The organism is Bradyrhizobium sp. USDA 3397 (assembly GCF_054060965.1).
The window spans coordinates 5,690,070-5,714,966 of the sequence record NZ_JBSSDS010000001.1; the positions used below are offsets into that span (position 1 = coordinate 5,690,070).

Here is a 24,897-nt window from a genome sequence, read left to right on the forward strand (position 1 = left end):
AAGAACGTGGATGGCCGGGACAAGCCCGGCCATGACGAGATTCATGTGATGGCACCACCCGTTTTCCGATTCGCCCCGAGCCCGAACGGCTTCCTGCATCTCGGCCACGCCTATTCCGCGCTGCTCAACTTCGATCGCGCGCGGGAGACCGGCGGCCGATTGCTGCTGCGAATCGAGGACATCGACGCGACGCGGTGCCGGCCGGAGTTCGAGACGGCGATCTACGAGGATCTCGCCTGGCTCGGGATTGCCTGGGAGACGCCGGTTCGGCGTCAATCCGAACATCTCGCCGATTATCGCGCTGCGCTGGAAAAGCTCTCTGTGCTCGGTCTTGTCTATCCCGCCTTCGAAAGCCGCGCCGAGATCGCAAGGCTGGTGGCGGCGCGCGAGGCCGCTGGCCCGTGGCCGCGCGATCCCGACGGCGCGCCGCTTTATCCGGGCGAGGCCAAATCACTTTCGGCTGACAAGCGCGCGCAGCTGATCGCCTCGGGCGTGCCCTATGCGCTGCGGCTCGACATGGCGGCCGCCTGCCGCCGCGTCGCCGGCCTGAGCTGGAACGAGCTCGGCGAGGGGCCGGATGGCGAACGCGGCGTCGTCCCGACGCGACCGGAGGCCTGGGGCGATGTCATCCTGGCCCGCAAGGAAACGCCGACCAGCTACCATCTCTCGGTGGTCGTCGACGACGCGCTCCAGGGCGCCAGCGAGATCGTGCGGGGGCAGGACCTGTTTCACGCCACCGCGGTGCACCGCCTGCTCCAGGTCCTGCTCGGCCTGCCCGAGCCGGCCTATCGCCATCACCGGTTGATTCGCGATGAGGCGGGTCGGAAGCTGTCGAAATCGGGCCGCTCGACCGGTCTGCGCGAATTGCGCGCGGCCGGCCTCACGCCTGCCGCGATCCGCGGGCTGGTGGGATTAGGTTAAGTTTCTCTGGGGGTTAGCGAAACGTCGCCGTGACTCCGGGCGTTCCTCCGTGCCATGCTTGGCCAGCGCGGGGTTCGAAGAGGGTACTTCGAAGGGGATTCATGGCGGCGAAGACGCGTCCAGTGCGCACCACCCGGACGTCCAGGCGGCGGCCGCTTCGGAAGCGGCCCAGGGCGGCAGGCCAGCTGCGCAAGCGCAGCACCAAGGCGGTTGCGCCTGATGTCGTCCAGGCGGCGCTGGCCGCGTTTGCCCATGAGGTCCGCACCCCCCTGACCGGCATTCTCGCGATCAGCGACCTGCTCGCGACCTCCGATCTCGGCGAGCGGGAGCGGCGCTGGGCCGACACTATCAAGGCCGGCGCCGAGCATCTGGCGAGCCTCGCCACGCTGTTCGTGGATGCTGCCAGAACGGGAAAGGGCGGCAGCACGCCGCGGCAGGACCTGTTCGATCTCAAGGCGCTCGCCCGTACCGCCGGCGATTCCCTGGCCGGCCGTGCCGCGGCCAAAGGTCTCCAGGCCAAGGTCGAGATCGCCGACAAGATCCCAGGGCTCGTGGTCGGTGATTCCGTCCGCCTGCGCGCCGCGCTCGAGAACCTGATCGACAACGCCGTGAAATTCACCGACCAGGGCGGTGTGGCCCTCGCGGTCGAGCCGTGGCGTCCGGCCAAAGGTAAAGCAAAGGGCAGGGTCGGCGTCGCTTTCGCCGTGTCCGACAGCGGCATCGGCCTGACCATGACCGAGATCAAGCGGCTATTCCGCCCGTTCACCCAGGCCAATGTCACCATTGCCGCACGCTTCGGCGGCGCCGGCTTGGGGCTCTCCTCGGTCAAGCAATTGGCGCGGGCGATGGGCGGCGATATCACCGTCGCTCCGCGCCGCGGTGGCGGCGCCACCTTCACATTGACGGTGTCGCTGGACGCGGCGGGACCGGGCAAGGTCCGCAAGGCGAAGGACGGCAGCGAGCCCGAGGCGGTGGCTGCGCTCCGCGTGCTCAGTGTCGAGGACAACCCGTTCGGCCGCGTCGTGCTCAACACCATCCTGACCGAGCTCGGCCATCATGCCGAATTCATCGGGCGCGGCGAGGACGCCGTGAACCGGCTGGAGCAGGGCGCATTCGACGCGGTGCTGATGGACATGGTGCTGCCGGGCATTGACGGCATCGAGGCCATCAGGCGGATTCGCATGCTGCCAACGCCGCTGGCTCGGATCCCGATCATCGGCGTGTCCGGCCGCGGCGAGGACGAGGCCGCCTCGCGCGAAGCCGGGGCCGACGCCTTCCTGGTTAAGCCTGTGTCTCCGAGGGCTTTAGCGACTGCGCTGCTTGAAGCGACACGCCGTGAGGAAGCCTCGACTTGATGATCGCGGCGTTCAGCTCGCCGCCGTAAACGAAGATCGCGGCGATGAAGTACAGAAACACCAGCGCGATGATCACCGAGGCGAGCCCCGCATACATGGTCACGTAGTTGTTGGCAAAGCGGGCCAGGTATTGGCCGAACACGATGCTGGAGATCAGTGACGCCACGATGGTGAAGACGATGCCGGGCAGTATCTGCAGGAAGCTGCGCCGTCCCGCCGGCAGCCAGGCGTGCAGGATGAGCAGTGCGATCACCAGCGCGCCGATGGAGATGCCGTAGCGCACCCAGGTGAGGATGCTCTCGTTCGATTCGACGAACAGGGGAATGTGGCGCCGCGCGGCCTCGATGATGAGCGGGCCGAGCACGATCAGGAACGCCATGGCGAGCGCCGTGAAGGCCGCAATGATCGTATAGGCGATTGATTCCAGCCGGAGCCAGTACCAGCTTCGCATCTCCACCACCGCATAGGCGCGGTTGAGCGCGACCCTGAGCGCCTCGACGCCGTTCGAGGCGAAATAGACCGACAGCGCCGCGCCGATGGTCAGAAGCCCGGTACGGGTGGTGGTCAGCACGTCATGCACCTCGCCCGAGATCGAATCGGCGACTTGCTTGGGCCAGACCTGGAGCATCAGGCTGGCCGCCTGGTCGGCGAGTTCCTTGGAGCCGAAGAAGCCGGCGAGCGCGGTCAGCACGATCAGGAATGGGAACAGCGCCATCAGCGTCGACAGCGCGATGTGGCTTGCGATCGCCCAGCCGTCATCGGCGAGGAACGTGTAGAACGCGTCCTCAGCGACGCAGTAGATGTAGCGGATGGCTTTCACTTGGCACCTACGCCGCTGCCCTCTCCCTCTGCACGTAGGGAGAGGCCAGGAGAACAAGCAATGGGCGCAAATCGAAAAATCATCGCGCTACCATCTGATATTCTTGGCCCAAAAGCCAGTTCGCGAAGCGCCCCGCCGTCATTCCGGGGGCGCGCCAAGCGCGAGCCCGGAATCCATCTAGCCGCGGCGCAAGTGGCCCGATGGATTCCGAGCCCGATGTGCCGGGCCTCGCTGCGCTCGGTCCCGCCGCATCGCCCTGGAATGACGAGCTGGGGAGATGGCGGACCGGCACACACGGTGTTATCTACCTTCAAATGGCATCTCTCCTGAGTACTTTCATCCTGCCGGCCGCAGCCGGCGCCGTGGCGCTGGTGCTGCTGCTCGGGCTCATCAACATGATGCGCGGCGGCTCGCCCAACACCTCGCAGAAGCTGATGCGCTGGCGCGTGCTGCTTCAGTTCGTGGCGATCATCATCGCGATGCTCGCGGTCTGGGCGATGGGACGCTGATCATGGTGGTGCTGAACCGCATCTACACGAAGACCGGTGACGATGGCACGACGGCGCTCGGAACCGGAGAGCGACGTCCGAAATACGATCTGCGCATCGAGGCCTATGGCACCGTCGACGAGACCAACGCGGCGATCGGCGTGGTCAGGCTCTACACCGCCGAGATGCACGAGCTCGACGCGATGCTCGGCCGCATCCAGAACGATCTGTTCGATCTTGGTGCCGATCTCGCGGTGCCGGAGCGGGAAGGCAAGGCCGAGCGGCTGCGGGTGGTGGCGAGCCAGGTCGAACGGCTCGAGCGCGACATCGACATGCTCAACGACAAGCTCGCGCCGCTGACCTCCTTCGTGCTTCCCGGCGGCACGCCCGCCGCGGCCCATCTGCATGTGGCGCGCACGATATGCCGCAGGGCGGAACGCGTGATCGTGGAACTGGCGGCCCAGCCAGGCGAGCCGGTCAGCGCGGCTGGCATCCAATATATGAATCGCCTGTCCGACTTTCTCTTCGTGGCCAGCCGGGTCGTGAACGGCAATGGCGCGGGCGACGTGCTCTGGGTTCCCGGCCAGAACCGCTGACCCATCGCGCTCCCGCATTTCAGAGGGCCAAAATTAGACCCGTTCGCGCGTTGACCGGGGCAGATCAGGCCTTTAGGTTCCGCGCCAGTTGATAACCCCCCTCCCAAATTGAGTGAAAGAGGATCGATGAAGGTCTTAGTGCCGGTAAAGCGGGTGGTCGATTACAACGTCAAGGTCCGCGTCAAGGGCGATGGATCGGGCGTTGAACTCGCCAACGTCAAGATGTCCATGAACCCCTTCGACGAAATCGCTGTCGAGGAAGCGCTGCGCCTGAAGGAAGCCGGCAAGGCCACCGAGGTCGTGGTGGTCTCGATTGGACCTGCGCAGGCGTCCGAGACGATCCGTACCGGTCTTGCCATGGGCGCCGATCGCGGCATCCTGGTCAAGGCGGAGGGCACGGTCGAGCCGCTGGCTGTCGCCAAGATCCTGAAGAAGGTTGCGGAAGAAGAGCAGCCCGGCCTGATCATTCTCGGCAAGCAGGCGATCGACGACGACTCCAACCAGACCGGCCAGATGCTGGCCGCGCTGCTCGGCTGGTCGCAGGCAACCTTTGCCTCCAAGCTCGAGGTCGAAGGCTCGGACTTCAAGGTCACCCGCGAAGTCGATGGCGGCCTGCAGACCGTGAAGCTGAAGGGGCCGGCGATCGTCACCACCGATCTCCGCCTCAACGAGCCGCGCTACGCCTCGCTGCCCAACATCATGAAGGCGAAGAAGAAGCCGATCGCGGAGAAGACCGTCGCCGATACCGGCGTCGACATCGCCGCGCGCCTCGAGGTTCTAAAGACGGCTGAGCCCGCGGGCCGCAAGGCCGGCGTCAAGGTCAAGGACGTCGCCGAGCTGGTGTCCAAACTCAAGAACGAAGCCGGGGTGCTCTGATGACGACGCTTCTGATTGCCGAACACGACAATGCCTCGCTCAAGGACGCCACCAACAAGGCCCTGACCGCGGCAGCCGCGCTCGGCGCGGATGTCGAAGTGCTGGTTGCCGGCCAGAACGCCAAGGCCGCGGCGGATGCCGCCGCCAAGCTCGCTGGCGTGAAGAAGGTGCTGCTCGCCGATGGCGACCTCTACGCGCACGATCTCGCCGAGCCGCTGGCTGCGCTGGTGGTGTCGCTGGCGTCCGGCTATGACGCCATCGTCGCGCCGGCGACCTCGCGCTTCAAGAACGTGATGCCCCGCATCGCCGCTCTGCTCGACGTCATGCAGGTCTCGGAGATCACCAAGGTGGTCGCGCCCGATACCTATGAGCGCCCGATCTACGCCGGCAACGCCATCCAGACGGTGAAGTCGAAGGACGCCAAGAAGGTCATCACGGTCCGCACCTCCACCTTCGCCGCAGCAGGCGAGGGCGGCAGCGCCCCGGTCGAGACCGTGGCGGCGGCGGCCGATCCGGGCCTGTCGACTTTCGTCGGTGAGGAAGTCGCCAAGAGCGATCGCCCCGAGCTGACCTCGGCCAAGATCATTGTCTCCGGTGGCCGCGCCATGCAGAGCCGCGAGAACTTCGCCAAGTACATCGAGCCGCTCGCGGACAAGCTTGGGGCCGGTGTCGGTGCCTCGCGCGCCGCGGTCGATGCTGGCTATGCGCCGAACGACTGGCAGGTCGGCCAGACCGGCAAGGTCGTGGCGCCCGAGCTCTATGTCGCGGTCGGCATTTCCGGCGCGATCCAGCATCTGGCCGGCATGAAGGACTCCAAGGTGATCGTCGCGATCAACAAGGACGAGGACGCGCCGATCTTCCAGGTCGCCGACTACGGCCTGGTCGCCGATCTCTACCAGGCGGTTCCTGAGCTGACCGCCGAACTCGGCAAGCTCGGCAAGTAAAAGGCATCGAAAACACCGGCCGGAGGTATAAACTCCGGCCGGTGTTGCGTTTCTGAGGCGTTTTCTTTGGCGTGGGGCGCGCCTTGGAGGCGATCCAATCTAGGTTTCGAGCCAAGGTTCTGATTAAATCGGACCTCCCGGCTCGAGGGGAAAAGGCAGGGCGCGCCCCCCGCGCGCCGTTCCGGTGGATGACAATATGGCGGCAGTGATCAAGAAGGTCGGCGTGATCGGCGCGGGTCAGATGGGCAATGGCATCGCGCATGTCGCGGCGCTCGCTGGCTTCGACGTGGTGCTCAACGACGTTTCAGCCGACCGCCTCAAGTCGGGCATGGCCACCATTAACGGCAATCTGGCGCGTCAGGTCTCCAAGAAGGCCGTCACCGAGGACGACAGGGCCAAGGCGATTGCGCGTATCAAGCTAGCCGAGAAGCTGGACGATCTCGCCGATTGCGACCTCGTCATCGAGACCGCGGTCGAGAAGGAAGAGGTCAAGCGCAAGATCTTCCACGAGCTCTGCGCCGTGTTGAAGCCGGAGGCGATCGTCGCCTCCGATACGTCCTCGATCTCGATCACGCGCCTCGCCGCCGCCACCGACCGCCCGGAGCGCTTCATCGGCATTCACTTCATGAATCCGGTGCCGTTGATGGAACTGGTCGAACTGATCCGCGGCATCGCCACCGACGACGCCACCTTCGAGACCGCCAAGGAATTCGTCGGCAGGCTCGGCAAGCAAGTCGCGGTCTCCGAGGATTTCCCGGCCTTCATCGTCAACCGCATCCTACTGCCGATGATCAACGAGGCGATCTACACGCTGTATGAAGGCGTCGGCAACGTCGAGGCGATCGACGCGGCGATGAAACTGGGCGCCCACCATCCCATGGGTCCGCTCGAGCTCGCCGATTTCATCGGTCTCGACACCTGCCTCTCCATCATGCAGGTGCTGCACGAGGGGCTGGCCGACTCCAAGTACCGCCCGTGCCCGCTGCTGGTGAAATACGTCGAGGCCGGCTGGCTCGGCCGCAAGACCCAGCGCGGCTTCTACGATTACCGCGGCGCCAAGCCGGTGCCGACGCGGTAAGGTGGTCTCGTGCCTCGGGCGCAGCGCGGAGCGCTGCAGAGCCGGGGCCCAGGAGCCGCGCGCTGAATGCTGGGTCCCGGCTCTGCGGTGCGTCACTTGCGTGCCGGCCCTTGTCCGGGACACGATTGCCCGTACTGCTCCATCACAGTTCATGTCGGGTTAACCTCTCGCGCCTAGGTTACGGCCGGTACGAGGGTTCGCGTAATGGACATGATGGCAATGGTCAGCACCATGCTGGCCGCACAGCAAGGCGCGCTGCAGTCGAATATTGCGGCGACGCTGACCAAGCAGAACGCGGATATGGAGAAATCCACCGTCCTGACGCTGCTCGGCGCCGGCCAGCCCTCGCTCGCCAATGTCGGCCCTGGCGTCGGCGGCAATCTCAACGTCACGGCCTAGCGCATGATCCGGAAGAGTGGGAACCGATTTTCCGATCGGATCATGCGTAAAATGACTATCTAAAGCGACGCGACGGCCTTCCCTGTTGCCGCCCGGATCAGCTTGAGTGCGTCCTCGCTCGCCCATTCCGCCGGCCCGGCGATCGTCGCGATCTCGCAGCCCTGCGGGTCCACCAGCACCGAGGTGGGCATGCCCAGCGCCCGTCCCACGGCTTTAAGATCCTGAAAAACCTTGGCTTTGTGGTCGCTGAAATAGCCGAGCCTGACAAGGTTGGCGTCTTTCAGGAAGGTTTTCGGCTTCTCCAGGTCGCGGGTGTCGATGTTGATCGCCACCACCTCGAAATTCGGGCCCGACAGCTTGCCCTGGAGCTCGTCCAGCGCCGGCATCTCCTTTCGACAGGGCACGCACCAGGTCGCCCAGAGGTTCACCAGCAGGGTCTTGCCGCGGAAGTCGGACAGCTTCTTCGGCTTGCCCTCGGAATCCTCGAAGGCGAGGTCGGGCAATCTCAAGGGGGTGCTTGCCATGGTCAGCGCCGCCACTTCGCCATGGGCGAGCGGGGCAATCTTCTGCGCCGTCGCGACCGCCGCCTTGCAGGTCGGATCGCCAGATGGCGCCCGGCTCAGGCCCAGCCCGTACAGCGCGGCGAAGCCGGCCAGCCCGCCAATCGCCACGGTGGCGATGACGAGGGGGATGCGGCGCGTGGAGGGCTTCGGTTCGAGCATATCGTTTGTCATCCGGTCGCAGATATGGCTATCAGGGGCCTCTTAATACGGCTGGCCGCGGCCAGCAAACGTTCGGCAAATCAGGCGTGAGCACAGGGGATCATGAGCAACAAGATGTGGGGCGGCCGGTTCTCGGAACGCCCCGACGAGATCATGGAAGAGATCAACGTCTCCATCGACGTCGATCGTCACCTCTTCGCCCAGGACATTGCCGCGTCCAAGGCCCACGCCGCGATGTTGGCCAATCAGGGCATCATCACGGCTTCTGATGCGAAAAATATCGGCAAGGGTCTAGACACAATCCTGTCAGAGATCGGCAAGGGCGGCTTCGAATTCAAGCGCGCGCTCGAGGACATCCATATGAATGTCGAGAGCCGCCTGTCGGAGCTGATCGGCCCGGCCGCCGGCAGGCTGCACACCGCGCGTTCGCGCAACGACCAGGTCGCCACCGACTTCCGTCTATTCGTCCGCGACGTCATCGACGAGACCGATGCCGCGCTCGCCGCGTTCCAGCAGGCCCTGGTGGACCGCGCGCTGGAGCACGCCGCAACCGTGATGCCCGGCTTCACGCATCTGCAAACGGCGCAGCCCGTCACGTTCGGCCATCACCTGCTGGCCTATGTCGAGATGGCGGCGCGCGACCGCGGCCGCTTCCAGGACGCCCGCAAGCGGCTGAACGAATCGCCGCTGGGCGCGGCCGCGCTCGCCGGCACCTCGTTCCCGATCGACCGCCATGCCACCGCGAAGGCGCTCGGCTTCGACCGCCCGATGGCGAACTCGCTCGACGCCGTCTCCGACCGCGACTTCGTACTGGAGACGCTGTCGGCCGCCTCGATCTGCGCCGTGCACATGTCGCGCTTTGCCGAGGAGATCGTGATCTGGACCTCGCCGCTGGTCGGCATGATCCGGCTCAGCGACAAGTTCACCACGGGATCCTCGATCATGCCGCAGAAGCGCAACCCGGATGCCGCCGAGCTGGTGCGCGCCAAGACCGGCCGCGTCATCGGCGCGCTCAACGGGCTCCTGATCGTCATGAAGGGCCTGCCGCTCGCCTATCAAAAGGACATGCAAGAGGACAAGCAGGGCGCCATGGAGGGTTTTGCCGCGCTGTCGCTGGCAATCCGCGCCATGACCGGCATGGTCCGTGATCTCGTTCCGGACGAAGCCAAGATGAAGGCGGCCGCGGGCGAGGGTTACGCCACGGCGACCGACCTCGCCGACTGGCTGGTGCGGACGCTGAAGATGCCGTTCCGCGAGGCGCACCACGTCACGGGCCGCATCGTCGCCAAGGCCGCCGAGGGGGGCGTCGCGCTGCACGAGCTGCCGCTGAAGGAAATGCAGGCGATCGAGCCCAAAATTACCAAGGACGTGCTCGGCGTGCTCTCGGTCGAATCATCGGTGAAGAGCCGCACTAGCTTTGGCGGCACCGCGCCGAAGAATGTGACGTCCCAGGCCAAGGCCTGGGCGAAGCGGCTGGAAAAAGAGCGAAAATTGGGCTGAGGGCAAAATTTCGCTTATGTTTCATGGTCATCCGGCCCTCGCCAGAACGCGCCAATCTCTGTATGGTGCACCGCGCGTAGTGGGGATTTCGTCGTGACGTCAAAGTTTCGCCCGGCCGGCTCGGGGTGGGCCATCATTGTCTTGAGCCTGACGGCGCTCGCGCTTGCCGGTTGCGGCCGCAAGGGCCCGCTGGATCTGCCGCCGACCGCCTCCAACACGTCCGCGGCCACCGGCGCTGCACCCGTCGAGCCCGAGACCGCGGCCCAGAAGGCGCCGAGCCTGTTCGAACCCACGGCCAGCGCGGATGCCGCGCCCGCGGCGGCCAAGGGCCGAAAGAAATCGTTTATTCTCGACCCGCTCCTGGACGAACCTCCCGGCAAGAAATAAGCCGGGACAACCGAGCCTGCGCCATGAACCATTTCGACTATCGCAACGGCGTGCTGCACGCCGAGGCGGTGAACCTGTCCGAGCTGGCTGCCACCGTCGGCACGCCGTTCTACTGCTATTCGACCGCAACGCTGGAGCGGCACTACCGCGTCTTCACCGAGGCCTTTGCCGGCGAGAAGGTGCTGGTCTGCTACGCCATGAAGGCGAACTCCAACCAGTCGGTGCTGCGGACGCTGGCCAAGCTCGGCGCCGGCGCCGACGTGGTCTCAGGCGGCGAGCTGAAGCGCGCTTTGGCCGCCGGCATTCCCGCCAGCAAGATCGTCTTTTCCGGCGTCGGCAAGACCGAGGCAGAGCTGCGCGCGGCGCTCGCCGCCGACATCCTCTGCCTCAACGTCGAATCCGAGCCGGAGCTCGAGCTGCTGTCGCGACTCGCGACCGAGATGGGCAAGACCGCGCGCATCTCGCTCCGCGTCAATCCCGACGTCGATGCCGGCACGCACGCAAAGATCTCCACCGGCAAGTCCGAGAACAAGTTCGGCATCCCGATCGTGCATGCCCGCGAGGTCTATGCGCGCGCGGCGAAGCTGCCCGGAATCAAGGTGACCGGCACTGACGTGCATATCGGCAGCCAGATCACCGACCTGTCCGGCATGGAGACCGCGTTCCGCATCCTCTCCGAATTCGTGCAGGAGCTGCGCGCCGACGGCCACGACATCAGCCACGTCGATTTCGGCGGCGGTCTCGGCATTCCCTATTACATGGATCGCGAGGCACCGCCGGCGCCCGCGGCCTATGCCGCCATGGTCAAGCGCGTCAGCCACAATCTCGGCTGCACGCTGATGTTCGAGCCGGGCCGCATGATCGTCGGCAATGCCGGCATTCTCGTCGCCAAGGTGATCTATGTGAAGCACGGCGACGGCAAGAATTTCGTCATCATCGATGCCGCCATGAACGACCTGATCCGCCCGACGCTGTACGAGGCGCATCACGACATCCTGGCGGTGAAGCAGCCGGCCAAGGGCGCCGCCACCATCAAGGCCGATGTCGTTGGCCCGGTCTGCGAGACCGGCGATTATCTCGCCCTCGACCGCACGCTGCCGACGCCCGCGCCCGGCGATCTCCTCGCCATCATGACCGCGGGCGCCTATGGCGCCGTGCAGGCCGGCACCTACAACACCCGGCCGCTGGTGCCCGAGGTGCTGGTGAAGGGCGACCAGTACGCCGTGGTGCGCCCGCGCGTGGAGGTGGAGCAGCTCATTGCGATGGACACGCCGGCGCCGTGGCTGTGAGTTGACGACATCGGCTCAACAGCCGCGGTGTCGTCCCCGCGTAGGCGGGGACCCATACTCCCAGGCAGTCATTGTGACGCCAAGCTAGTGACTCCGAGTCTTCGCCACACGTTGTCCTGTGGTTATGGGTCCCGGGCTCGCGCTTCGCGCGCCCGGGACGACGAGCGGAGCGCTGGCGCTACTTCCCCGTCACCCCGCCCTTCGCTCCGCCCACCACGACACCCGCCTTCCTCTCGATCGGCTTGATCGCCGCGGTGAAATCGGACTCGGCGCCTTCGGCGCTGATCACCGTTTCCCACAACCGTCCGACCGCGTCGGCGACCTCCATCGACAGGCCGAGCTGCTTCATCTCCTCAAGCGCCAGCCGGACGTCCTTCACCATCAATCCCGTGGCGAAGCCGAAATCGAACGTGCGCGGCAGCACCGCGCGCGGAAACTTGTCGCGGCTCGCCGTGTTCATGCCGGAGCCGGCATTGATGACGTCGATCATCACGGCGGGATCGAGCCCGGCCTTGACGCCCATCACCACGGCTTCCGACGTCGCCACGATCGCGGTGGCCGACAGGAAATTGTTGGCGAGCTTCATGGTCTGCGCCGCACCGGGCTTCTCGCCGATGAAGAACACCTTTCCGATCACCTCCAGCGCGGGCCTGAGCAGCTCGAACTCGGCTTTCGGGCCTGACACCATCACGGCAAGCGTGCCCTTCTCGGCGCCGCCGACGCCGCCGGAGACGGGACAGTCGATCTGCACGATGCCGCGCTGAGCGAGCAGCCGGTGAATTTTCGCGGCCATTGCCGAGCCGACGGTTGAGAGATCGACGAAACGTTTGGCGCGCTTGCCCTCGATCACGCCGTTCGCGCCGGTGGCAACGTCCAGCGAAGCTTGCAGCGAGGGCAGGCTCGCCATCACGGTCTCGACCTGGTCAGCGACGTCTTTCGGCGACGACGCGGCAGTGGCACCGCGCGCGACCAGCTTGCCCGTGACCTCCTTGCGCGTGTCGAATACGACGAGCCTGTGCCCCGCCTCGATCAGCCGCCGCGCCATCGGGAAACCCATGTTTCCGAGCCCGATGAATCCGATGTCCATGGTTTTTCCTTTGTTTCTTGTTGTGCGTGAGAGCGGAGTCACATTCTCCGCTCGTCGTCCCGGGGCATCGCGAAGCGATGAGCCCGGGACCCATAACCCCCGGGAGAAGTTGTTCGCGCCAGAACGGTAATTCAGAGTTCCCATAACCACATCGTCCTGTGGCTATGGGTCCCGGGCTCGCGCTTCGCGCGCCCCGGGACGACGGCGGAGATTGGTGCCGCTCCTCACGCCTTCCCGTCGATCTCTGCGAACACCTCGCGCGCGATGCGGAAGCTGTCGACCGCGGCGGGCATGCCGCCATAGATCGCGACCTGCATCAGGATCTCGCGGATCTCCTCCCGGGTGACGCCATTGGTCAGCGCGCCCTTCAGATGCGCGCGAAACTCGTGCTGACGGTTGAGGATCGCGATCATGGCGATGTTGAGCATGCTGCGGGTCTTGCGCGGCAGCTCCTCGCGGCCCCACACCGTGCCCCAGCAATATTCGTTGAGCATCTCCTGGAACGGGCGGTTGAAATCGTCGACGTTCTTCAGGGCGTTGTTGACATAGGCCTCGCCCAGCACCGCTTTGCGGACTTCCAGGCCCTTGTCGTGCATCTTCTTGTCCATGGCGTTTCCTTCGTTTCCCTCGAGATTGGCGCGCGGAAATTACGGGGTTGCACCCGGCCAGTCACGTCCTCGTGTTATGCGGGAAAAGGAGGCGCTCCCGTACGGGAACGGATGCCTCAGTGCTGCCGTTGTGATAGGCTCTGCTCTACCGGGCAACCTGGAGAGTTGATTGAACGGCATCACCCCCGAGCCGTCAGACCCGATCCGCAACGGCGATGCGCTGTCGCGGCTGAAGCTGGCGCAGGCCCTTGATTGGGCGACTTATGCCATCGCGTGGGAGCGTGCCTGGCCCAATGCGGCGCGCCTTCTGACCGTCGTCGGCCTGTTCCTGGTGGTGTCCTGGGCTGGCCTTTGGCTGGCGCTGCCGTTCACGGCCAGGGCCGTCGGCCTCGCCCTCTTCGCCGTGATCGCGGCGGCCGCCCTGTTCCCGCTGATTCGCTTCCGCTGGCCGAGCCGCGAGGAAGCGCTCGCCCGGCTCGACCGTGGCTCCGGCATCCGGCACCGCCCGGCCACGACGCTCACGGACACGCTGACCTCACAGGACCCAGTCGCGCAGGCGCTGTGGCAGGCGCAGCGCGAGCGGACGCTCGCCTCCATCAAGCGCATCCGCGCCGGTGTGCCGCAGCCCCGGCTCGCGCTTCACGACCCCTGGGCGCTGCGTGCCCTCGTGATGGTGATGCTGGTTGCGACCTTCTTTGCCGCGGGTGACGAGCGTGCGATGCGCCTTGGCGCCGCCTTCGACTGGAACGGGGTGCTGGCGCCGGCCAATGTTCGCGTCGATGCTTGGGTCACGCCGCCGCTCTACACGGGCAGGCCGCCGGTGATCCTGTCGGCCGCCAACAAGGAAGCGGCGGCGCTGCCCGCCAGCGGCCCGCTCGCCGTTCCCGCCGGCTCGACCCTGATCGTGCGCTCCTCCGGCGGCAACCTGGATGTCGCCGTCTCCGGCGGCCTCAAGGAGGTCGCTCCGGCTGAAGCCAGTCCCAAGGGGACCAACGAAAAGCATTTCGCGATTTCCGGTGACGGCACCGCGCATGTCCGGGCGCCTTCCGGCCAGCCACAATGGGCCTTCGCCGCCACGCCGGATCGTCCGCCGACGATCGCGCTCGCCAAGGATCCGGAGCGCCAGGCGCGCGGCGCGCTCCAGCTCTCCTACAAGATCGAGGACGATTACGGCGTCACCGGCGCCGAGGCGAAATTCGCCCCGCGGCCGACCGACGCAAAATATGGTGCCAAGGATGGCCTCAAGGATGGTCCGAAGGCCGCCGCCGGCGATGGCGACAGCAGGACGGCGCCGCGGCCGCTGTTCCAGCCGCCGAAATTCCCGCTCGCGCTGCCGAATGCGCGCACCCGCAACGGCGTCGGGCAATCCGTGAAGGATCTCAGCGAGGATCCCTATGCCGGCGCCGAGGTCACGCTGACGCTCACGGCCAAGGACGAGGCCGGCAACGAGGCCGCCAGCGAGCCGTTCAACATGCGCCTGCCCGAGCGGCTCTTCACCAAGCCGCTGGCCCGTGCATTGATCGAGCAGCGCCGCATCCTCGCGCTTGACGCCAACAAGAATTCGGACGTCTATGCCGCGCTCGATGGGCTGATGATCGCGCCCGAGATGTTCACGCCGGAGCCGGGACAATATCTCGGCCTGCACAGCGTGGCCCGGCAGCTCGAAGCGGCGCGCACCGACGATGCCCTGCGCGAGGTCGTGGCGAGCCTGTGGGCGCTTGCGGTGACGATCGAGGACGGCAAGATCTCCGACGTCGAGAAGGCGTTGCGCGCGGCCCAGGAAGCGCTGAAGCAGGCGCTGGAGCGCGGCGCGAGCGACGAAGAGATCAAGAAGCTCACGCAGGATCTGCGTCAGGCGCTGAACGATTTCATGCGCCAGCTCGCCGAGCAGTTCCGCAACAACAATGACCCGCAGCAGCTGGCGCGGCCGCTCGATCCGAACACCAAGGTCCTGCGTCAGCAGGATCTGCAGAACATGATCGACCGGATGGAGCGCCTGTCGCGCTCCGGCGACAAGGATGCGGCCAAGCAGTTGCTCGACCAGCTCCAGCAGATGCTGGAAGGCCTGCAGATGGCGCAGCCGGGGCAGTCCGGCGAGAGCGACATGGAGCAGGCGCTCAATGAGCTCGGCGACATGATCCGCAAGCAGCAGCAATTGCGCGACAAGACGTTCAAGCAGGGCCAGGATTCCCGGCGCGATCGCTCGCGCGGCAAGCAGCAGCAGGGCGATCAGTCCATGTCGGAGCTGCAGCAGGATCAGCAGGGATTGCGCGACCGCCTGAAGAAGCTGCAGGACGAGCTTGCCAAGCGCGGCCTCACCCAGAAGGGGCAGAAGGGTCAGCAGGGCCAGCAGGCACAGAAGGGCCAGAAGGGTCAGCAAGGCGAGCAGGGCCAGCCCGGCCAGAACGGCGATCAGGACGGCGACCAGGGCGATGACGGCAGTCTGGACGCAGCCGACGGTGCCATGGGCGATGCCGGATCAAAGCTCGGCGAGGGCAATGCCGACGGCGCCGTGGACTCGCAGGGCAAGGCACTCGACGCCATGCGCAAGGGTGCGCAGAAGATGGCCGAGGCGATGCAGCAGGGCGATGGCGACGGCCAGGGCGACGGCCCCGGCCAGCGTGCCGGCCGGCAGCAGAGCGGCGGCAACCAGACCGATCCGCTCGGCCGTCCGCTTCATGGGCGCGAATATGGCGACGATTATACGGTCAAGATCCCCGGCGAGATCGACACGCAGCGTGTCCGCCGCATTCTCGAAGAGCTCCGCCGCCGTCTCGGCGATCCTTCGCGGCCGCAGATCGAGCTCGATTATCTCGAGCGGCTGCTGAAGGAGTTTTAGCGGCACACTCGGTGTCATCGCCCGGCTTGGCCGGGCGATCCAGTACTCCGAGCCAGTTGTGATTCAATCGAGAAGCCGCGGCGTCCTGGATGCCCCGATCAAACCGGGGCATGACAGCGGAATGTGGGGCAGTCGCCGACGCTAGGTCTTCTTCGCCGCCAGCGCATCGGCGACCGCCGTGCGGATATCCGCGACCGAGAACGGCTTGGTCACGACGTCATGCACCAGCGCGTTCAGGTTCGAGGCGCGCTCGCGCTGGTCGGCAAAGCCGGTCATCAGCAAGATCGTCAGGTCGGGGAAATCGCGCGCGGCGGAGAGCGCCAGGGCGATGCCGTCCATCACCGGCATCTGGATGTCGGTGAGCAACAGATCGAAGGCGCCATCCTCGCGGGTCAGGATCTCCAGCGCTTCGGCGCCGTCTTGGGCGGTGACGGTCTCGTGGCCGTCCATGGCGATGGCGCGCGCCACCAGCGTGCGCATCGAATCCTCGTCGTCGGCGATCAAGATCTTCGGCATGAGACGAACCTTGGTATCAACCTCCCTGGGGGCGATTATACGCTGCCGCCGGCAATGTCGCGCCGGTTGAAGAAACGAACGTCGATGTTGCGGCCCTCCGGCGGCGGCGAGGCCAGGCGCGAGCGGAAGAAGGCGCGCTCACCGGGCCGCAGCACGGTCTGCTCCAGCACCGCATTCCAGGCATAGATCTCCGCGCCCTGGGCGTCGCGCACGGCAAAACGCAGTCGCGGAATGTCGAGCGCCTTCTTACCCTCGCCGACGATGACGCCCTCGATCACCAACACCTGCTTACCGTCCACAGTCTCGCTGGAGAGCTTGACGTCCTTGAAGGCGAGACCCCGCAAGTTCACCTCGAGTCCAACCATCTTGTAGAACGCTGCCGTCTGCGGCAGCAGCCGCACCACGTCGCCGCGCCAGAGCACCAGTGCCAGCACCAGCGCGCCCATCGCGGCGCAGGCGGTGGGCAGGCCAAGATAGGGTTTGCGCGGAGCTGTGGTGGCGACCGGGCGGCTCACCCGCGCGCCGCGGCGAGGGAATAGGCTGCGGAACCAGGACTGGTGCTGCGCGCCGACGGCCTCCTCTTCGGCCTGCCGGGCCGCTGCCGACCATTCGTCCTCGGTCTCGCGGGCCTGCTCGTCCGGCCAGTCACTGGCGATCGATGGGCTATCGACCACGGGCGCATCAGCGGCGCCGTCGTCCTTGGCATAGGAGTTCCATTGTTCGGCGAGGTCGGACTGGTCGTCGGCTCGGCTGGCCGCCGCCATGGCCGGAACGGACGCCTCCTCGATGGCATCCTCGGCGTGGGCGATCCAGGTCTCCTTGCAGCGGGAGCAGCGGACCGCCCGCCCGTTCGCCCCAAGGCTCGCGAGCTTGATGGCGTAGGATGTCATACAATGGGGGCAGACGATATGCATGGACGAGCCTTGATGCATGAACGAAGGTCTTGAACGGAGGTCTTGGACGGGTCTTGACGATGCCACGGTCGCGGAGACCGGGCGCCCCTTATGCTACTGGGCGACCGTTAACGAACCGGAAACCATAACGGCGGCAAAACCCGTTGATCGCGTATGGCGGAGCGCCGCAATGCGGCCCGCGCCCCCTCTCGAACGGAGCTGAGCTTGGTTCGGTTCGAAAATGTCGGATTGCGTTACGGTCTGGGGCCGGAGATTTTGCGCGACCTCACCTTCCAGATTCCCGCGCATTCCTTCCAGTTTCTCACCGGGCCGTCAGGTGCCGGCAAGACGTCCCTGCTGCGCCTGTTGTTCCTGTCGCATCGACCGACGCGGGGCCTCGTTAACCTGTTCGGCCACGACATCTCGCAACTCGGCAAGGACGAGATAGCAGACCTGCGCAAGCGCATCGGCATCGTGCTCCAGGATTTCCGCCTGCTCGATCACATGACGACCTATGAGAACGTCGCGCTGCCGTTCCGCGTTATGGGCCGCAGCGAATCGAGCTACCGCAAGGAGGTGATCGACCTGCTGCGTTGGGTCGGCCTCGGCGACCGCATGGACGCGCTGCCGCCGATCCTGTCGGGCGGCGAGAAGCAGCGCGCCGCGATCGCGCGCGCCGTGATCTCGCGGCCGCAGCTGCTGCTCGCGGACGAGCCGACCGGCAGCGTCGATCCGACGCTCGGCCGCCGCCTGCTGCGACTCTTCATCGAGCTCAACAAATCAGGCACCGCCGTCATCATCGCCACCCACGACATCGGGCTGATGGACCAGTACGAAGCACGGCGGCTGGTGCTGCACCAGGGACGGCTGCACGTCTATGAGTAGGCTGGACGAGCGCGGCGTGCTGGTCGACCTCGGGCAGGAGCGTCCGCAGCTTCCGGCCAAGGCGCGCAACATGTCGCCGATCGTGCCGCGCGCCTCGATCCACGGCAGAGCGCTCCTTGCGGTGGTCGCCATCATGACCTTCCTCGCCTCGATGGCCACGGGCACGGTGCTGCTGGTGAGTGCCTCTGCGGCCGAATGGCAGTCGGACGTCGCGAGCGAAATCACCATCCAGGTTCGCCCGCAGGCCGGCCGCGATCTCGAGCGCGACACCGCAGCCGTGGCGGAAGCGATGCGCACGCAAGCCGGCATCGTCGAGGTCAAGCCGTTCACCAGGGACGAGAGCGGCAAGCTGCTCGAGCCCTGGCTCGGCACCGGCCTGTCGATGGACGATCTGCCGGTGCCGCGCATGATCATCGCGCGCGTGCAGCCGGGCACGCCGCTCGATCTCGGCGCCTTGCGCGCGCGCGTGGCGCAGGTCGCCCCTAGCGCCAGCGTCGACGATCACCGCGCCTGGATCGAGCGCATGCGCCTGATGACGAACGCCACCGTGCTGGCCGGCCTCGGCATCCTCGCGCTCGTCATCGTCGCAACCATCATCTCGGTGTCGTTCGCGACGCGCGGCGCAATGGCGGCGAACCGTCCGATCGTCGAAGTCCTGCATTTCGTCGGCGCCGGCGACCGCTACATCGCCAATCACTTCCTGCGTCATTTCCTCAGGCTGGGCCTGGAGGGCGGCGTGATCGGCGGCGGCGCCGCCATGCTGATGTTCGGCTTCTCCGAGTCCATCGCAGGCTGGTTTTCCGGGACTCCCGTCGGCGACCAGTTCGCCGCGCTGCTCGGCACCTTCTCGCTGCGCCCCTCCGGCTACATCGTGCTCGCGGTTCAGGCCGTCCTGATCGGCGCCATTACCGCAGTCGCCTCGCGCCAAACGCTGTTCGCGACGCTGAACGACGTCGACTAGGGTTGAGAAACCGGACTCCACTTCGCCTCAAAACATCCTAAAATCGCTCAGGGAAGGGATCACCGACATCGCATGAGCTCGCCGACCGACGATCGATCGCCGAAACTGCCTCGCGGCTGGCTGCGCGCGGCAATCGTGTCGACGATCGCGCTCGCCTTCGTCGGCGCGGCAACGGGCTTCATTGCGTTCCTGGCGCAATTGCGCGGGGCTGAGAAGGTACCCGATCGCAAGGCGGACGGCATCGTGGTGCTGACCGGCGGCTCCTCGCGGGTATCGGACGCGATGGAGCTGCTGGCTGCCGGCTACGGCAGGCGGCTCCTGATTTCCGGCGTGCATCCGACCTCGACGGCGAACGACATCTCCCGCACCTTGCCGGAGAATCAGTCCTTCATGACCTGCTGCGTCGACCTCGACCGCACCGCGCTCACGACCCGCGGCAACGCAGCGGAGGCGCGGCGCTGGGCCGAGGGACGCCGATTTACGTCTCTGATCGTGGTCACCTCGAACTATCACATGCCGCGCGCGCTGGTGGAATTCTCGCATGCGATGCCGCGGACGACGCTGATCCCGTTCGCGGTGGTCGGCGAAAAATGGCGCGAGGAGCCGTGGTGGATCTCGGGCTCGACGCTGCGGCTGCTCCTGTCCGAATACGTCAAGTACGTTGCGGCCGAGCTCAGGGTGCGACTGGAGGATTTCGGGATTGACCTTTGGCCCGAGATGTCGGAGCAGCCTGCAGGTCAGCAACCGAAGCGGCCCGCCACCGCGCAGGCCAATTGATCGGACCATCGATGTTCCTGATTTTCCTGCGATCGCTCGTGTTCAACGTGCTGTTCTACGCCGTGCTGGTCTGTCTGGCGATCGTTGCGCTGCCGACCTTTGCATTGCCGCCGCGCGCCATGCTGACGGTGGCGCAATGGTGGGCCAAGGCCACGCTGGTCCTGATGCGCGTGGTCTGCAACATCAAGGTGGAATTCCGCGGGGTGGAGAAGATCCCGACAGGACCGCTGCTGATCGTGGCCAAGCATCAGTCGTTCTGGGAGACCTTCGTGCTGCCGGGCTTCTTCAACCGGCCAATCTTCATCCTCAAGCGCCAGCTGATGCAGATCCCGGTGTTCGGCCAGTTCCTGGTCAAGACCGGGATGATCGCGATCGACCGCAATGCCGGCGTGAAGGCGCTGCTCGACATGACGCGGCGCGCGCGCGAGGCGGTGCGCAGTGGAAAGCAACTCGTGATCTTTCCAGAAGGCACGCGCCGCGCGCCCGGCGCGCCGCCCAACTACAAGACCGGCTTCGCGCAGATCTATTCCTCCTGCGGCGTGCTGTGCCTGCCGGTGGCGCTCAATTCCGGCCTGTTCTGGCCGCGCCGCACCTTCATGCGCTATCCGGGCACGCTGGTGGTGGAGTTTCTCGAACCGCTGCCACCGGGACTGCCGAAGGACGAATTTCTCGCGCGCGTGCAAACGGCGATCGAGGACGCGACCGCCCGCCTCGTCGAAGCGGGGCGAAAAGAGCAGGAGCAGTTGATCGGCTCGGCGCCGAGCTACGCGCCGACCGGCTAAAGCGCGATGAGATTGGGATGAATCATCATCGCGCTTTGGGTTGTTGTTTACGCATGATCTTTCCGGAAAACCGCTTCGCACTTTTCCGGATCATGTTTTAGCGGCTTTCCCGATCCTGGTCCCGAGCCGCCGCGTGCAGCGAATGCGCATCACCATGCAGCATCAATGCAAGCTGATGCAGCTGCGTGTCGCGAAAGCCTTCGGCCTCGATCGCCTTCACCGTCGCGGTGACGTAGTCGCGGTTGGCGCCGGACTGGCCGTGGCCCTGGACGACATGGCGGTGCTGCTCGGCGAGCGAGAGGCGGCCGGCATATTGCACATGGCCGCGGTCGACGACGTAGGCGAGCGCGGCGACGCGCTGGCGCGCGTCGTTCTCCAGCCACACCGAGCGCATCACCTCGCGATAGACCGAGGTGACCTGCTCGCGTGCGCGCAAATATGCGACCACTTCGGCACGGTTCTTCTCGGCGACCCGGAAGGCGATGCCGCGGCAGGCGCCGCCGCGGTCGAGTCCGAGCACCAGGCCCGGCTTCTCCGGCGTGCCGCGATGCACGAAGGAATAGACGCAGAGCGCGCGGTGCTCGCCGACCAGCCGCGCCGGGACGCGCTCCTCGAAGTCGAAGCCCGGCCGCCACATCAGCGAGCCGTAGCCGAACACCCAGAGGTCGTCCTTGGCTGTGGTGACGGAGGGGAGGGTGATTTCGGACATTTCGGGGACGGCTACCAGAACCCTGCGCCCAAGCGAAGCGATTTCTGCGCCTTTCGTCGCAGGCCCGCCCCGCTTACATTTGCCTGAATCTGGCGTCAAAGGGTCGCCGCATGTCCAATATGACCGTTGCCACTGGCCGCCGCTCCCGCTGGGGCCTTTTCATCGCCCCCGTTCTCGTCCTGGTCCTCGCCGTCGGCTGGACCTGCTTCTGGTTCTATGCGGCTTGGCAGGCCGAAATCGTCGCCGACGCCTGGCGGGCGCAGGAGGCCAAGGCCGGCCGCATCTATGATTGTGCCAAGCGCTCGATCGCCGGCTTCCCGTTCCGCTTCGAGGTCCAGTGCTCAGGCGCCAGCGTCGCCTTGGTCTCGCAGAACGCGAGCAAGACGCCGTTCACGGCCAAGCTCGACAACATCCTGGTCGTGGCCCAGGTCTACGACCCCAAGCGCATCATCGCCGAATTCGCAGCGCCCGCCACGCTGATCGACGGCATTACGCAAAACACCTTCACCGTGAATTGGAGCAAGGGCCGCGCCAGTGTGGCGGGTCTGCCGGCGGTGCCGGACCGCGCTTCGATCGTATTCGACGATCCCACCCTCAACCGTCTCGACGGCAGCGTGCAGGTGCCGCTGGCGCGTGCCAAGCAGATCGAACTGCACGGGCGCCTTGCCGACGGATCATCGCCGGATCGTCCCGTGATCGAGACCGTGCTGCATGTCGCGCAGGGCAGCATTCAGGGCGTGCATCCGCTGCTTGCCGAGCCGTTCGAGGCGGACACCCGCGCCAAGATCACCGGCCTCTCCGACCTCACGCCCAAACCGTGGCCGCAGCGCTTCCGCGAGATCCAGGCCGCCGGCGGTCACATCGAGATCGTGCAGTCGCGCATTCAGCAGGGCGAGATGATCGCGGTCGCGGCCGGCACGCTCGGCCTGTCGCCCAACGGCCGGCTCGACGGCGAATTGCAGATGACGGTGACCGGCCTCGAGCGCGTGATCCCGGCGCTCGGCATCGAGAAGATGCTGGAGGAGGGCGTGCCGCAGGCAACGCTCGATCGCCTCGCGCCCGGCGTGAAGTCGCAGGACCTCAACAATCTGTTCGGCGCGCTAGACCGCGCCGTGCCGGGCCTCGGCAAGGTCATCAAGCAGAACGCCAATGCGGGCGTTGCCGCCGGCATCAATTCGATCGGTACCGAGAGCACGCTGGAAGGCAAGAAAGCGCGGAGCTTCCCGCTGAAATTCGCCGACGGCGCGGTGCTGCTCGGCCCGGTCAAGGTCGGCCAGATCCCGCCGCTGTATTGACGGCTCTGTCGTCATTCCGGGGCGATGCGAGCATCGAACCCGGAATCCATTTCACCGCTTGTGCTGTGGCCTGATGGATTCCGGGCTCGCCCTTCGGGCGCCCCGGAATGACAGGCTCACGGCTTCTTCAGCGCCGCATGCGGCCGGCCGAAATCGGGCGCGGCGGAATCCTGGCCGATCTCGACGATGCCGCGGCGGATGGCGCGGGTGCGGGTGAAGTGGTCGAACAGTGCCTCCCCGTCGCCGCGGCGGATCGCGCGGGTGAGTTTTGCCAGATCCTCGGTGAAGGTGCCGAGCATCTCCAGCACGGCCTCCTTGTTGGCGAGGAAGACGTCACGCCACATCGTCGGATCGGACGCCGCGATGCGGGTGAAATCGCGAAAACCGCCGGCGGAGAATTTGATCACCTCGGATTCCGTCACCTGCGCCAATTCGTCGGCGGTGCCGACGATGGTGTAGGCGATCAGATGCGGCAGGTGGCTGGTGATGGCGAGCACGAGGTCGTGATGATCCGGCGTCATCACCTCGACCTTGGCGCCCATCGCCGCCCAGAACGCGCGCAGGTGCTCGGTGGCCGCTACGTCGGTGCCATCAGGCGGGGTCAGGATGCACCAGCGGTTGATGAAGAGCTCGGCAAAGCCGGAATCCGGGCCGGAATGCTCGGTGCCCGCCACCGGATGCGCCGGCACGAAATGAATGCCGCTCGGCAGATGCGGCGCCATGTCCCTGACCACCGCGCCCTTGACCGAGCCGACGTCGGAGACGATCGCACCCGACTTGAGATGCGGCGCGATCTCCTGCGCCACGGGTCCGCAGGCGCCGACGGGAATGCAGAGGATGACGAGATCGGCGTCCTTCACCGCCTCCGCATTGGTCGTCACCACTTGATCGACGATGCCGAGCTCGGCGACACGCGCGCGTGTCTTCTCCGAGCGTGCGGTGGTTACGATTTCACCGACCAGCCCCTGGAGCTTCGCAGCGCGGGCAATCGAGCCGCCGATCAGGCCGAAGCCGATCAGCGCGACGCGCTGGAAGTGCGCCTGCGCGCTCATTTGCCCGCCATGAAGTCGCGCAAGCCCTCGACCACGAGGCGGTTGGCCTCCTCGGTGCCGATGGTCATGCGCAGCGCATGCGGCAGGCCGTAATTCTTCAAGCCGCGCAGCACGAGCCCCCGCTTGGTCAGGAAGGCGTCGGCGTCATCGGCGGTCCTGCCCTTGTCGGTCGGGAAATGGATCAGCACGAAATTGGCGACGCTCGGCGTCACCTTCAGCCCGAGCTTGCCGATCTCCTCGGTGAGCCAGTTGCGCCAGGTCTCGGTGAACTGCTTCGACATCGCCTGATGCGCGGTATCCTCGATCGCGGCGACCGCGGCATACATCGCCGGCGTCGACACGTTGAAGGGACCGCGGATGCGGTTGACCGCGTCGATGACGTGCTCGGGCCCGAACATCCAGCCGATGCGCAGCGCGGCAAGACCGTGGATCTTGGAGAAAGTGTGCGTCACCACCGTGTTCTCGGTGGTGGCGACGAGCTCGATCCCCATCTCATAGTCGTTGCGCGAGACGTAATCGCAATAGGCGGCGTCCAGCACCAGCAGCACGTGCGAGGGCAGGCCGGCGCGCAGCCGCTTGACCTCGTCGAACGGCAGATAGGTGCCGGTCGGGTTGTTGGGGTTGGCGAGCCAGACCAGCTTCGTCTTCGGCGTCACCGCCTTCAGGATGGCGTCGACGTCAGCAGTGAGGTTGGTCTCCTGGGCGATGACGTTCCTGGCGCCGACCGCCATCGTCGCGATCGGGTAGACCAGGAAGCCGTGCGTGGTGGAGATCGCCTCGTCGCCCTGGCTGAGATAGGTGTGCGCGAGCAGGTTGAGGATCTCGTCCGAGCCGGCGCCGCAGATGATGCGGTTGGGATCGAGCCCGAACGAGCGGCCGATCGCCTCGCGCAGCACGCGCGAGGTGCCTTCCGGATAGTCCTCCAGATGATCCGCCACGCGCTTGAAGGCCTCGATCGCCTTGGGCGAGGGCCCGAACGGCGTCTCGTTGGCGGAGAGCTTGAACACCTTGCGGCCCGGCTCCGGCACCGGGCTCTTGCCGGGCGTGTAGGGCGCAATATCGAGAATGCCGGGATTCGGCACGGGGCGGGACATCTTGGACTCCGGATAGGCTGGGCT

26 protein-coding genes are annotated in these 24,897 nt (G+C 66.1%); 17 read left to right on the forward strand and 9 right to left on the reverse strand.

The features are described from left to right. Positions 1-48 precede the first annotated feature (48 nt). A complete protein-coding gene (gene gluQRS / locus ACVWYQ_RS26290) occupies positions 49-921 on the forward strand; it encodes a tRNA glutamyl-Q(34) synthetase GluQRS (RefSeq protein WP_404545517.1) in 873 nt (290 codons plus the stop codon). A gap of 101 nt (positions 922-1,022) precedes the next feature. After that, a complete protein-coding gene (locus tag ACVWYQ_RS26295) occupies positions 1,023-2,276 on the forward strand; it encodes an ATP-binding protein (protein WP_157286819.1) in 1,254 nt (417 codons plus the stop codon). Here ACVWYQ_RS26295 and ACVWYQ_RS26300 read toward each other — a convergent pair. Next, positions 2,203-3,096, reverse strand: coding sequence for a YihY/virulence factor BrkB family protein (locus tag ACVWYQ_RS26300; protein WP_271546128.1), 894 nt, complete (start codon positions 3,094-3,096; stop codon positions 2,203-2,205). The two genes, ACVWYQ_RS26295 and ACVWYQ_RS26300, sit on opposite strands and share 74 nt — an antisense overlap. 314 nt (positions 3,097-3,410) lie before the next feature. On the opposite strand from ACVWYQ_RS26300, the gene ACVWYQ_RS26305 reads away from it, so the two are divergent. From ACVWYQ_RS26305 to ACVWYQ_RS26330, 6 genes are all read left to right on the forward strand, one after another. Continuing rightward, positions 3,411-3,605 carry a twin transmembrane helix small protein gene (locus ACVWYQ_RS26305; RefSeq protein WP_028178512.1) on the forward strand — a complete coding sequence of 65 codons (195 nt, stop codon included), beginning with the start codon at positions 3,411-3,413 and terminating at the stop codon, positions 3,603-3,605. 2 nt (positions 3,606-3,607) lie between these two features. Beyond that, positions 3,608-4,180, forward strand: coding sequence for a cob(I)yrinic acid a,c-diamide adenosyltransferase (locus ACVWYQ_RS26310; protein WP_275501249.1), 573 nt, complete (start codon positions 3,608-3,610; stop codon positions 4,178-4,180). Between the two features lie 126 nt (positions 4,181-4,306). Further along, positions 4,307-5,056 (forward strand): electron transfer flavoprotein subunit beta/FixA family protein, encoded by a 750-nt coding sequence (locus tag ACVWYQ_RS26315; RefSeq protein WP_271546125.1) that lies wholly within the window; start codon positions 4,307-4,309, stop codon positions 5,054-5,056. Next, positions 5,056-6,000, forward strand: coding sequence for an electron transfer flavoprotein subunit alpha/FixB family protein (locus tag ACVWYQ_RS26320; RefSeq protein ID WP_036020748.1), 945 nt, complete (start codon positions 5,056-5,058; stop codon positions 5,998-6,000). Before ACVWYQ_RS26315 ends, ACVWYQ_RS26320 begins: the two co-directional genes overlap by 1 nt. Before the next feature lie 196 nt (positions 6,001-6,196). After that, entirely contained in the window at positions 6,197-7,078 is an 882-nt protein-coding gene (locus tag ACVWYQ_RS26325) for a 3-hydroxybutyryl-CoA dehydrogenase (RefSeq protein WP_128265896.1), read from the forward strand. A 204-nt stretch (positions 7,079-7,282) separates the two neighbouring features. Continuing rightward, positions 7,283-7,477: a hypothetical protein gene (locus ACVWYQ_RS26330; protein WP_008543352.1), complete on the forward strand. Its 195-nt coding sequence runs from the start codon at positions 7,283-7,285 to the stop codon at positions 7,475-7,477. Positions 7,478-7,536: 59 nt separating this feature from the next. Here ACVWYQ_RS26330 and tlpA read toward each other — a convergent pair whose 3' ends face one another. Further along, on the reverse strand, positions 7,537-8,199 hold the full coding sequence (gene tlpA, locus ACVWYQ_RS26335; RefSeq protein ID WP_271546117.1) for a thiol:disulfide interchange protein TlpA: 663 nt from the start codon (positions 8,197-8,199) through the stop codon (positions 7,537-7,539). Positions 8,200-8,301: 102 nt separating this feature from the next. Here tlpA and argH point away from each other — a divergent pair, with 102 nt between their 5' ends. From argH to lysA, 3 genes are all read left to right on the forward strand, one after another. Continuing rightward, on the forward strand, positions 8,302-9,699 hold the full coding sequence (gene argH, locus ACVWYQ_RS26340; RefSeq protein WP_404545522.1) for an argininosuccinate lyase: 1,398 nt from the start codon (positions 8,302-8,304) through the stop codon (positions 9,697-9,699). 93 nt (positions 9,700-9,792) lie between these two features. Continuing rightward, a complete protein-coding gene (gene lptM / locus ACVWYQ_RS26345) occupies positions 9,793-10,086 on the forward strand; it encodes an LPS translocon maturation chaperone LptM (RefSeq protein ID WP_404545524.1) in 294 nt (97 codons plus the stop codon). A 23-nt stretch (positions 10,087-10,109) separates the two neighbouring features. Continuing rightward, complete coding sequence (gene lysA, locus ACVWYQ_RS26350; protein ID WP_456726537.1) at positions 10,110-11,375, forward strand: diaminopimelate decarboxylase; 1,266 nt, start codon at positions 10,110-10,112, stop codon at positions 11,373-11,375. 178 nt (positions 11,376-11,553) lie between these two features. Here the strand turns inward: lysA and ACVWYQ_RS26355 are convergent, their stop codons facing one another. Both ACVWYQ_RS26355 and ACVWYQ_RS26360 read right to left on the reverse strand, forming a co-directional pair. Further along, positions 11,554-12,462, reverse strand: a complete 909-nt coding sequence (locus ACVWYQ_RS26355; protein ID WP_404545528.1) for an NAD(P)-dependent oxidoreductase — start codon at positions 12,460-12,462, stop codon at positions 11,554-11,556. A gap of 224 nt (positions 12,463-12,686) precedes the next feature. Next, positions 12,687-13,070 carry a carboxymuconolactone decarboxylase family protein gene (locus ACVWYQ_RS26360; protein WP_028134137.1) on the reverse strand — a complete coding sequence of 128 codons (384 nt, stop codon included), beginning with the start codon at positions 13,068-13,070 and terminating at the stop codon, positions 12,687-12,689. A 169-nt stretch (positions 13,071-13,239) separates the two neighbouring features. On the opposite strand from ACVWYQ_RS26360, the gene ACVWYQ_RS26365 reads away from it, so the two are divergent. Further along, on the forward strand, positions 13,240-15,909 hold the full coding sequence (locus ACVWYQ_RS26365) for a TIGR02302 family protein (protein WP_404545530.1): 2,670 nt from the start codon (positions 13,240-13,242) through the stop codon (positions 15,907-15,909). Positions 15,910-16,050: 141 nt separating this feature from the next. On the opposite strand, the gene ACVWYQ_RS26370 is transcribed toward ACVWYQ_RS26365, so the two are convergent. Both ACVWYQ_RS26370 and ACVWYQ_RS26375 read right to left on the reverse strand, forming a co-directional pair. After that, positions 16,051-16,425 carry a response regulator gene (locus ACVWYQ_RS26370; RefSeq protein WP_018316255.1) on the reverse strand — a complete coding sequence of 125 codons (375 nt, stop codon included), beginning with the start codon at positions 16,423-16,425 and terminating at the stop codon, positions 16,051-16,053. A gap of 35 nt (positions 16,426-16,460) precedes the next feature. Beyond that, positions 16,461-17,339, reverse strand: a complete 879-nt coding sequence (locus ACVWYQ_RS26375; RefSeq protein ID WP_456726538.1) for an MJ0042-type zinc finger domain-containing protein — start codon at positions 17,337-17,339, stop codon at positions 16,461-16,463. Positions 17,340-17,543: 204 nt separating this feature from the next. Here ACVWYQ_RS26375 and ftsE point away from each other — a divergent pair, with 204 nt between their 5' ends. The 4 genes from ftsE (at position 17,544) to ACVWYQ_RS26395 (ending at position 20,723) form a co-directional block, all read left to right on the forward strand. Then, positions 17,544-18,203, forward strand: a complete 660-nt coding sequence (ftsE, locus tag ACVWYQ_RS26380) for a cell division ATP-binding protein FtsE (RefSeq protein WP_057028593.1) — start codon at positions 17,544-17,546, stop codon at positions 18,201-18,203. After that, the gene (locus tag ACVWYQ_RS26385; protein WP_128265888.1) at positions 18,196-19,164 is read left to right on the forward strand and encodes a cell division protein FtsX; all 969 of its coding nucleotides are present in this window, start codon (positions 18,196-18,198) and stop codon (positions 19,162-19,164) included. The genes ftsE and ACVWYQ_RS26385 overlap by 8 nt, the downstream gene beginning before the upstream one ends. 72 nt (positions 19,165-19,236) lie before the next feature. Beyond that, positions 19,237-19,941: a YdcF family protein gene (locus tag ACVWYQ_RS26390; RefSeq protein ID WP_275510829.1), complete on the forward strand. Its 705-nt coding sequence runs from the start codon at positions 19,237-19,239 to the stop codon at positions 19,939-19,941. A gap of 11 nt (positions 19,942-19,952) precedes the next feature. Next, positions 19,953-20,723: a lysophospholipid acyltransferase family protein gene (locus tag ACVWYQ_RS26395; protein WP_456726539.1), complete on the forward strand. Its 771-nt coding sequence runs from the start codon at positions 19,953-19,955 to the stop codon at positions 20,721-20,723. 97 nt (positions 20,724-20,820) lie between these two features. Here ACVWYQ_RS26395 and ACVWYQ_RS26400 read toward each other — a convergent pair whose 3' ends face one another. Beyond that, positions 20,821-21,432 carry a gamma-glutamylcyclotransferase gene (locus ACVWYQ_RS26400; protein ID WP_456726540.1) on the reverse strand — a complete coding sequence of 204 codons (612 nt, stop codon included), beginning with the start codon at positions 21,430-21,432 and terminating at the stop codon, positions 20,821-20,823. 110 nt (positions 21,433-21,542) lie between these two features. Here ACVWYQ_RS26400 and ACVWYQ_RS26405 point away from each other — a divergent pair, with 110 nt between their 5' ends. Next, a complete protein-coding gene (locus tag ACVWYQ_RS26405; protein WP_456726541.1) occupies positions 21,543-22,727 on the forward strand; it encodes a DUF2125 domain-containing protein in 1,185 nt (394 codons plus the stop codon). A 116-nt stretch (positions 22,728-22,843) separates the two neighbouring features. Here ACVWYQ_RS26405 and ACVWYQ_RS26410 read toward each other — a convergent pair whose 3' ends face one another. Both ACVWYQ_RS26410 and hisC read right to left on the reverse strand, forming a co-directional pair. Next, entirely contained in the window at positions 22,844-23,779 is a 936-nt protein-coding gene (locus ACVWYQ_RS26410; RefSeq protein WP_456726542.1) for a prephenate/arogenate dehydrogenase family protein, read from the reverse strand. After that, entirely contained in the window at positions 23,776-24,873 is a 1,098-nt protein-coding gene (hisC, locus tag ACVWYQ_RS26415) for a histidinol-phosphate transaminase (protein WP_157286834.1), read from the reverse strand. Before hisC ends, ACVWYQ_RS26410 begins: the two co-directional genes overlap by 4 nt. Positions 24,874-24,897: the final 24 nt, after the last annotated feature.

What these genes read in the sequence shown, in the direction of transcription:
- ACVWYQ_RS26360 (WP_028134137.1), bottom strand. Translation starts at nt 13,070, where the DNA reads ATGGACAAGAAGATGCACGACAAGGGCCTGGAAGTCCGCAAAGCGGTG.
- ACVWYQ_RS26330 (WP_008543352.1), top strand. Translation starts at nt 7,283, where the DNA reads ATGGACATGATGGCAATGGTCAGCACCATGCTGGCCGCACAGCAAGGC.
- ACVWYQ_RS26295 (WP_157286819.1), top strand. Translation starts at nt 1,023, where the DNA reads ATGGCGGCGAAGACGCGTCCAGTGCGCACCACCCGGACGTCCAGGCGG.
- ACVWYQ_RS26310 (WP_275501249.1), top strand. Translation starts at nt 3,608, where the DNA reads ATGGTGGTGCTGAACCGCATCTACACGAAGACCGGTGACGATGGCACG.
- ACVWYQ_RS26405 (WP_456726541.1), top strand. Translation starts at nt 21,543, where the DNA reads ATGTCCAATATGACCGTTGCCACTGGCCGCCGCTCCCGCTGGGGCCTT.
- ACVWYQ_RS26410 (WP_456726542.1), bottom strand. Translation starts at nt 23,779, where the DNA reads ATGAGCGCGCAGGCGCACTTCCAGCGCGTCGCGCTGATCGGCTTCGGC.
- ACVWYQ_RS26305 (WP_028178512.1), top strand. Translation starts at nt 3,411, where the DNA reads ATGGCATCTCTCCTGAGTACTTTCATCCTGCCGGCCGCAGCCGGCGCC.
- ACVWYQ_RS26385 (WP_128265888.1), top strand. Translation starts at nt 18,196, where the DNA reads ATGAGTAGGCTGGACGAGCGCGGCGTGCTGGTCGACCTCGGGCAGGAG.
- gluQRS (WP_404545517.1), top strand. Translation starts at nt 49, where the DNA reads ATGGCACCACCCGTTTTCCGATTCGCCCCGAGCCCGAACGGCTTCCTG.
- ACVWYQ_RS26375 (WP_456726538.1), bottom strand. Translation starts at nt 17,339, where the DNA reads ATGCATATCGTCTGCCCCCATTGTATGACATCCTACGCCATCAAGCTC.
- tlpA (WP_271546117.1), bottom strand. Translation starts at nt 8,199, where the DNA reads ATGCTCGAACCGAAGCCCTCCACGCGCCGCATCCCCCTCGTCATCGCC.
- lysA (WP_456726537.1), top strand. Translation starts at nt 10,110, where the DNA reads ATGAACCATTTCGACTATCGCAACGGCGTGCTGCACGCCGAGGCGGTG.
- argH (WP_404545522.1), top strand. Translation starts at nt 8,302, where the DNA reads ATGAGCAACAAGATGTGGGGCGGCCGGTTCTCGGAACGCCCCGACGAG.
- ACVWYQ_RS26390 (WP_275510829.1), top strand. Translation starts at nt 19,237, where the DNA reads ATGAGCTCGCCGACCGACGATCGATCGCCGAAACTGCCTCGCGGCTGG.
- ACVWYQ_RS26315 (WP_271546125.1), top strand. Translation starts at nt 4,307, where the DNA reads ATGAAGGTCTTAGTGCCGGTAAAGCGGGTGGTCGATTACAACGTCAAG.
- hisC (WP_157286834.1), bottom strand. Translation starts at nt 24,873, where the DNA reads ATGTCCCGCCCCGTGCCGAATCCCGGCATTCTCGATATTGCGCCCTAC.
- ACVWYQ_RS26370 (WP_018316255.1), bottom strand. Translation starts at nt 16,425, where the DNA reads ATGCCGAAGATCTTGATCGCCGACGACGAGGATTCGATGCGCACGCTG.
- ACVWYQ_RS26395 (WP_456726539.1), top strand. Translation starts at nt 19,953, where the DNA reads ATGTTCCTGATTTTCCTGCGATCGCTCGTGTTCAACGTGCTGTTCTAC.
- ACVWYQ_RS26400 (WP_456726540.1), bottom strand. Translation starts at nt 21,432, where the DNA reads ATGTCCGAAATCACCCTCCCCTCCGTCACCACAGCCAAGGACGACCTC.
- ACVWYQ_RS26320 (WP_036020748.1), top strand. Translation starts at nt 5,056, where the DNA reads ATGACGACGCTTCTGATTGCCGAACACGACAATGCCTCGCTCAAGGAC.
- ACVWYQ_RS26325 (WP_128265896.1), top strand. Translation starts at nt 6,197, where the DNA reads ATGGCGGCAGTGATCAAGAAGGTCGGCGTGATCGGCGCGGGTCAGATG.
- ACVWYQ_RS26355 (WP_404545528.1), bottom strand. Translation starts at nt 12,462, where the DNA reads ATGGACATCGGATTCATCGGGCTCGGAAACATGGGTTTCCCGATGGCG.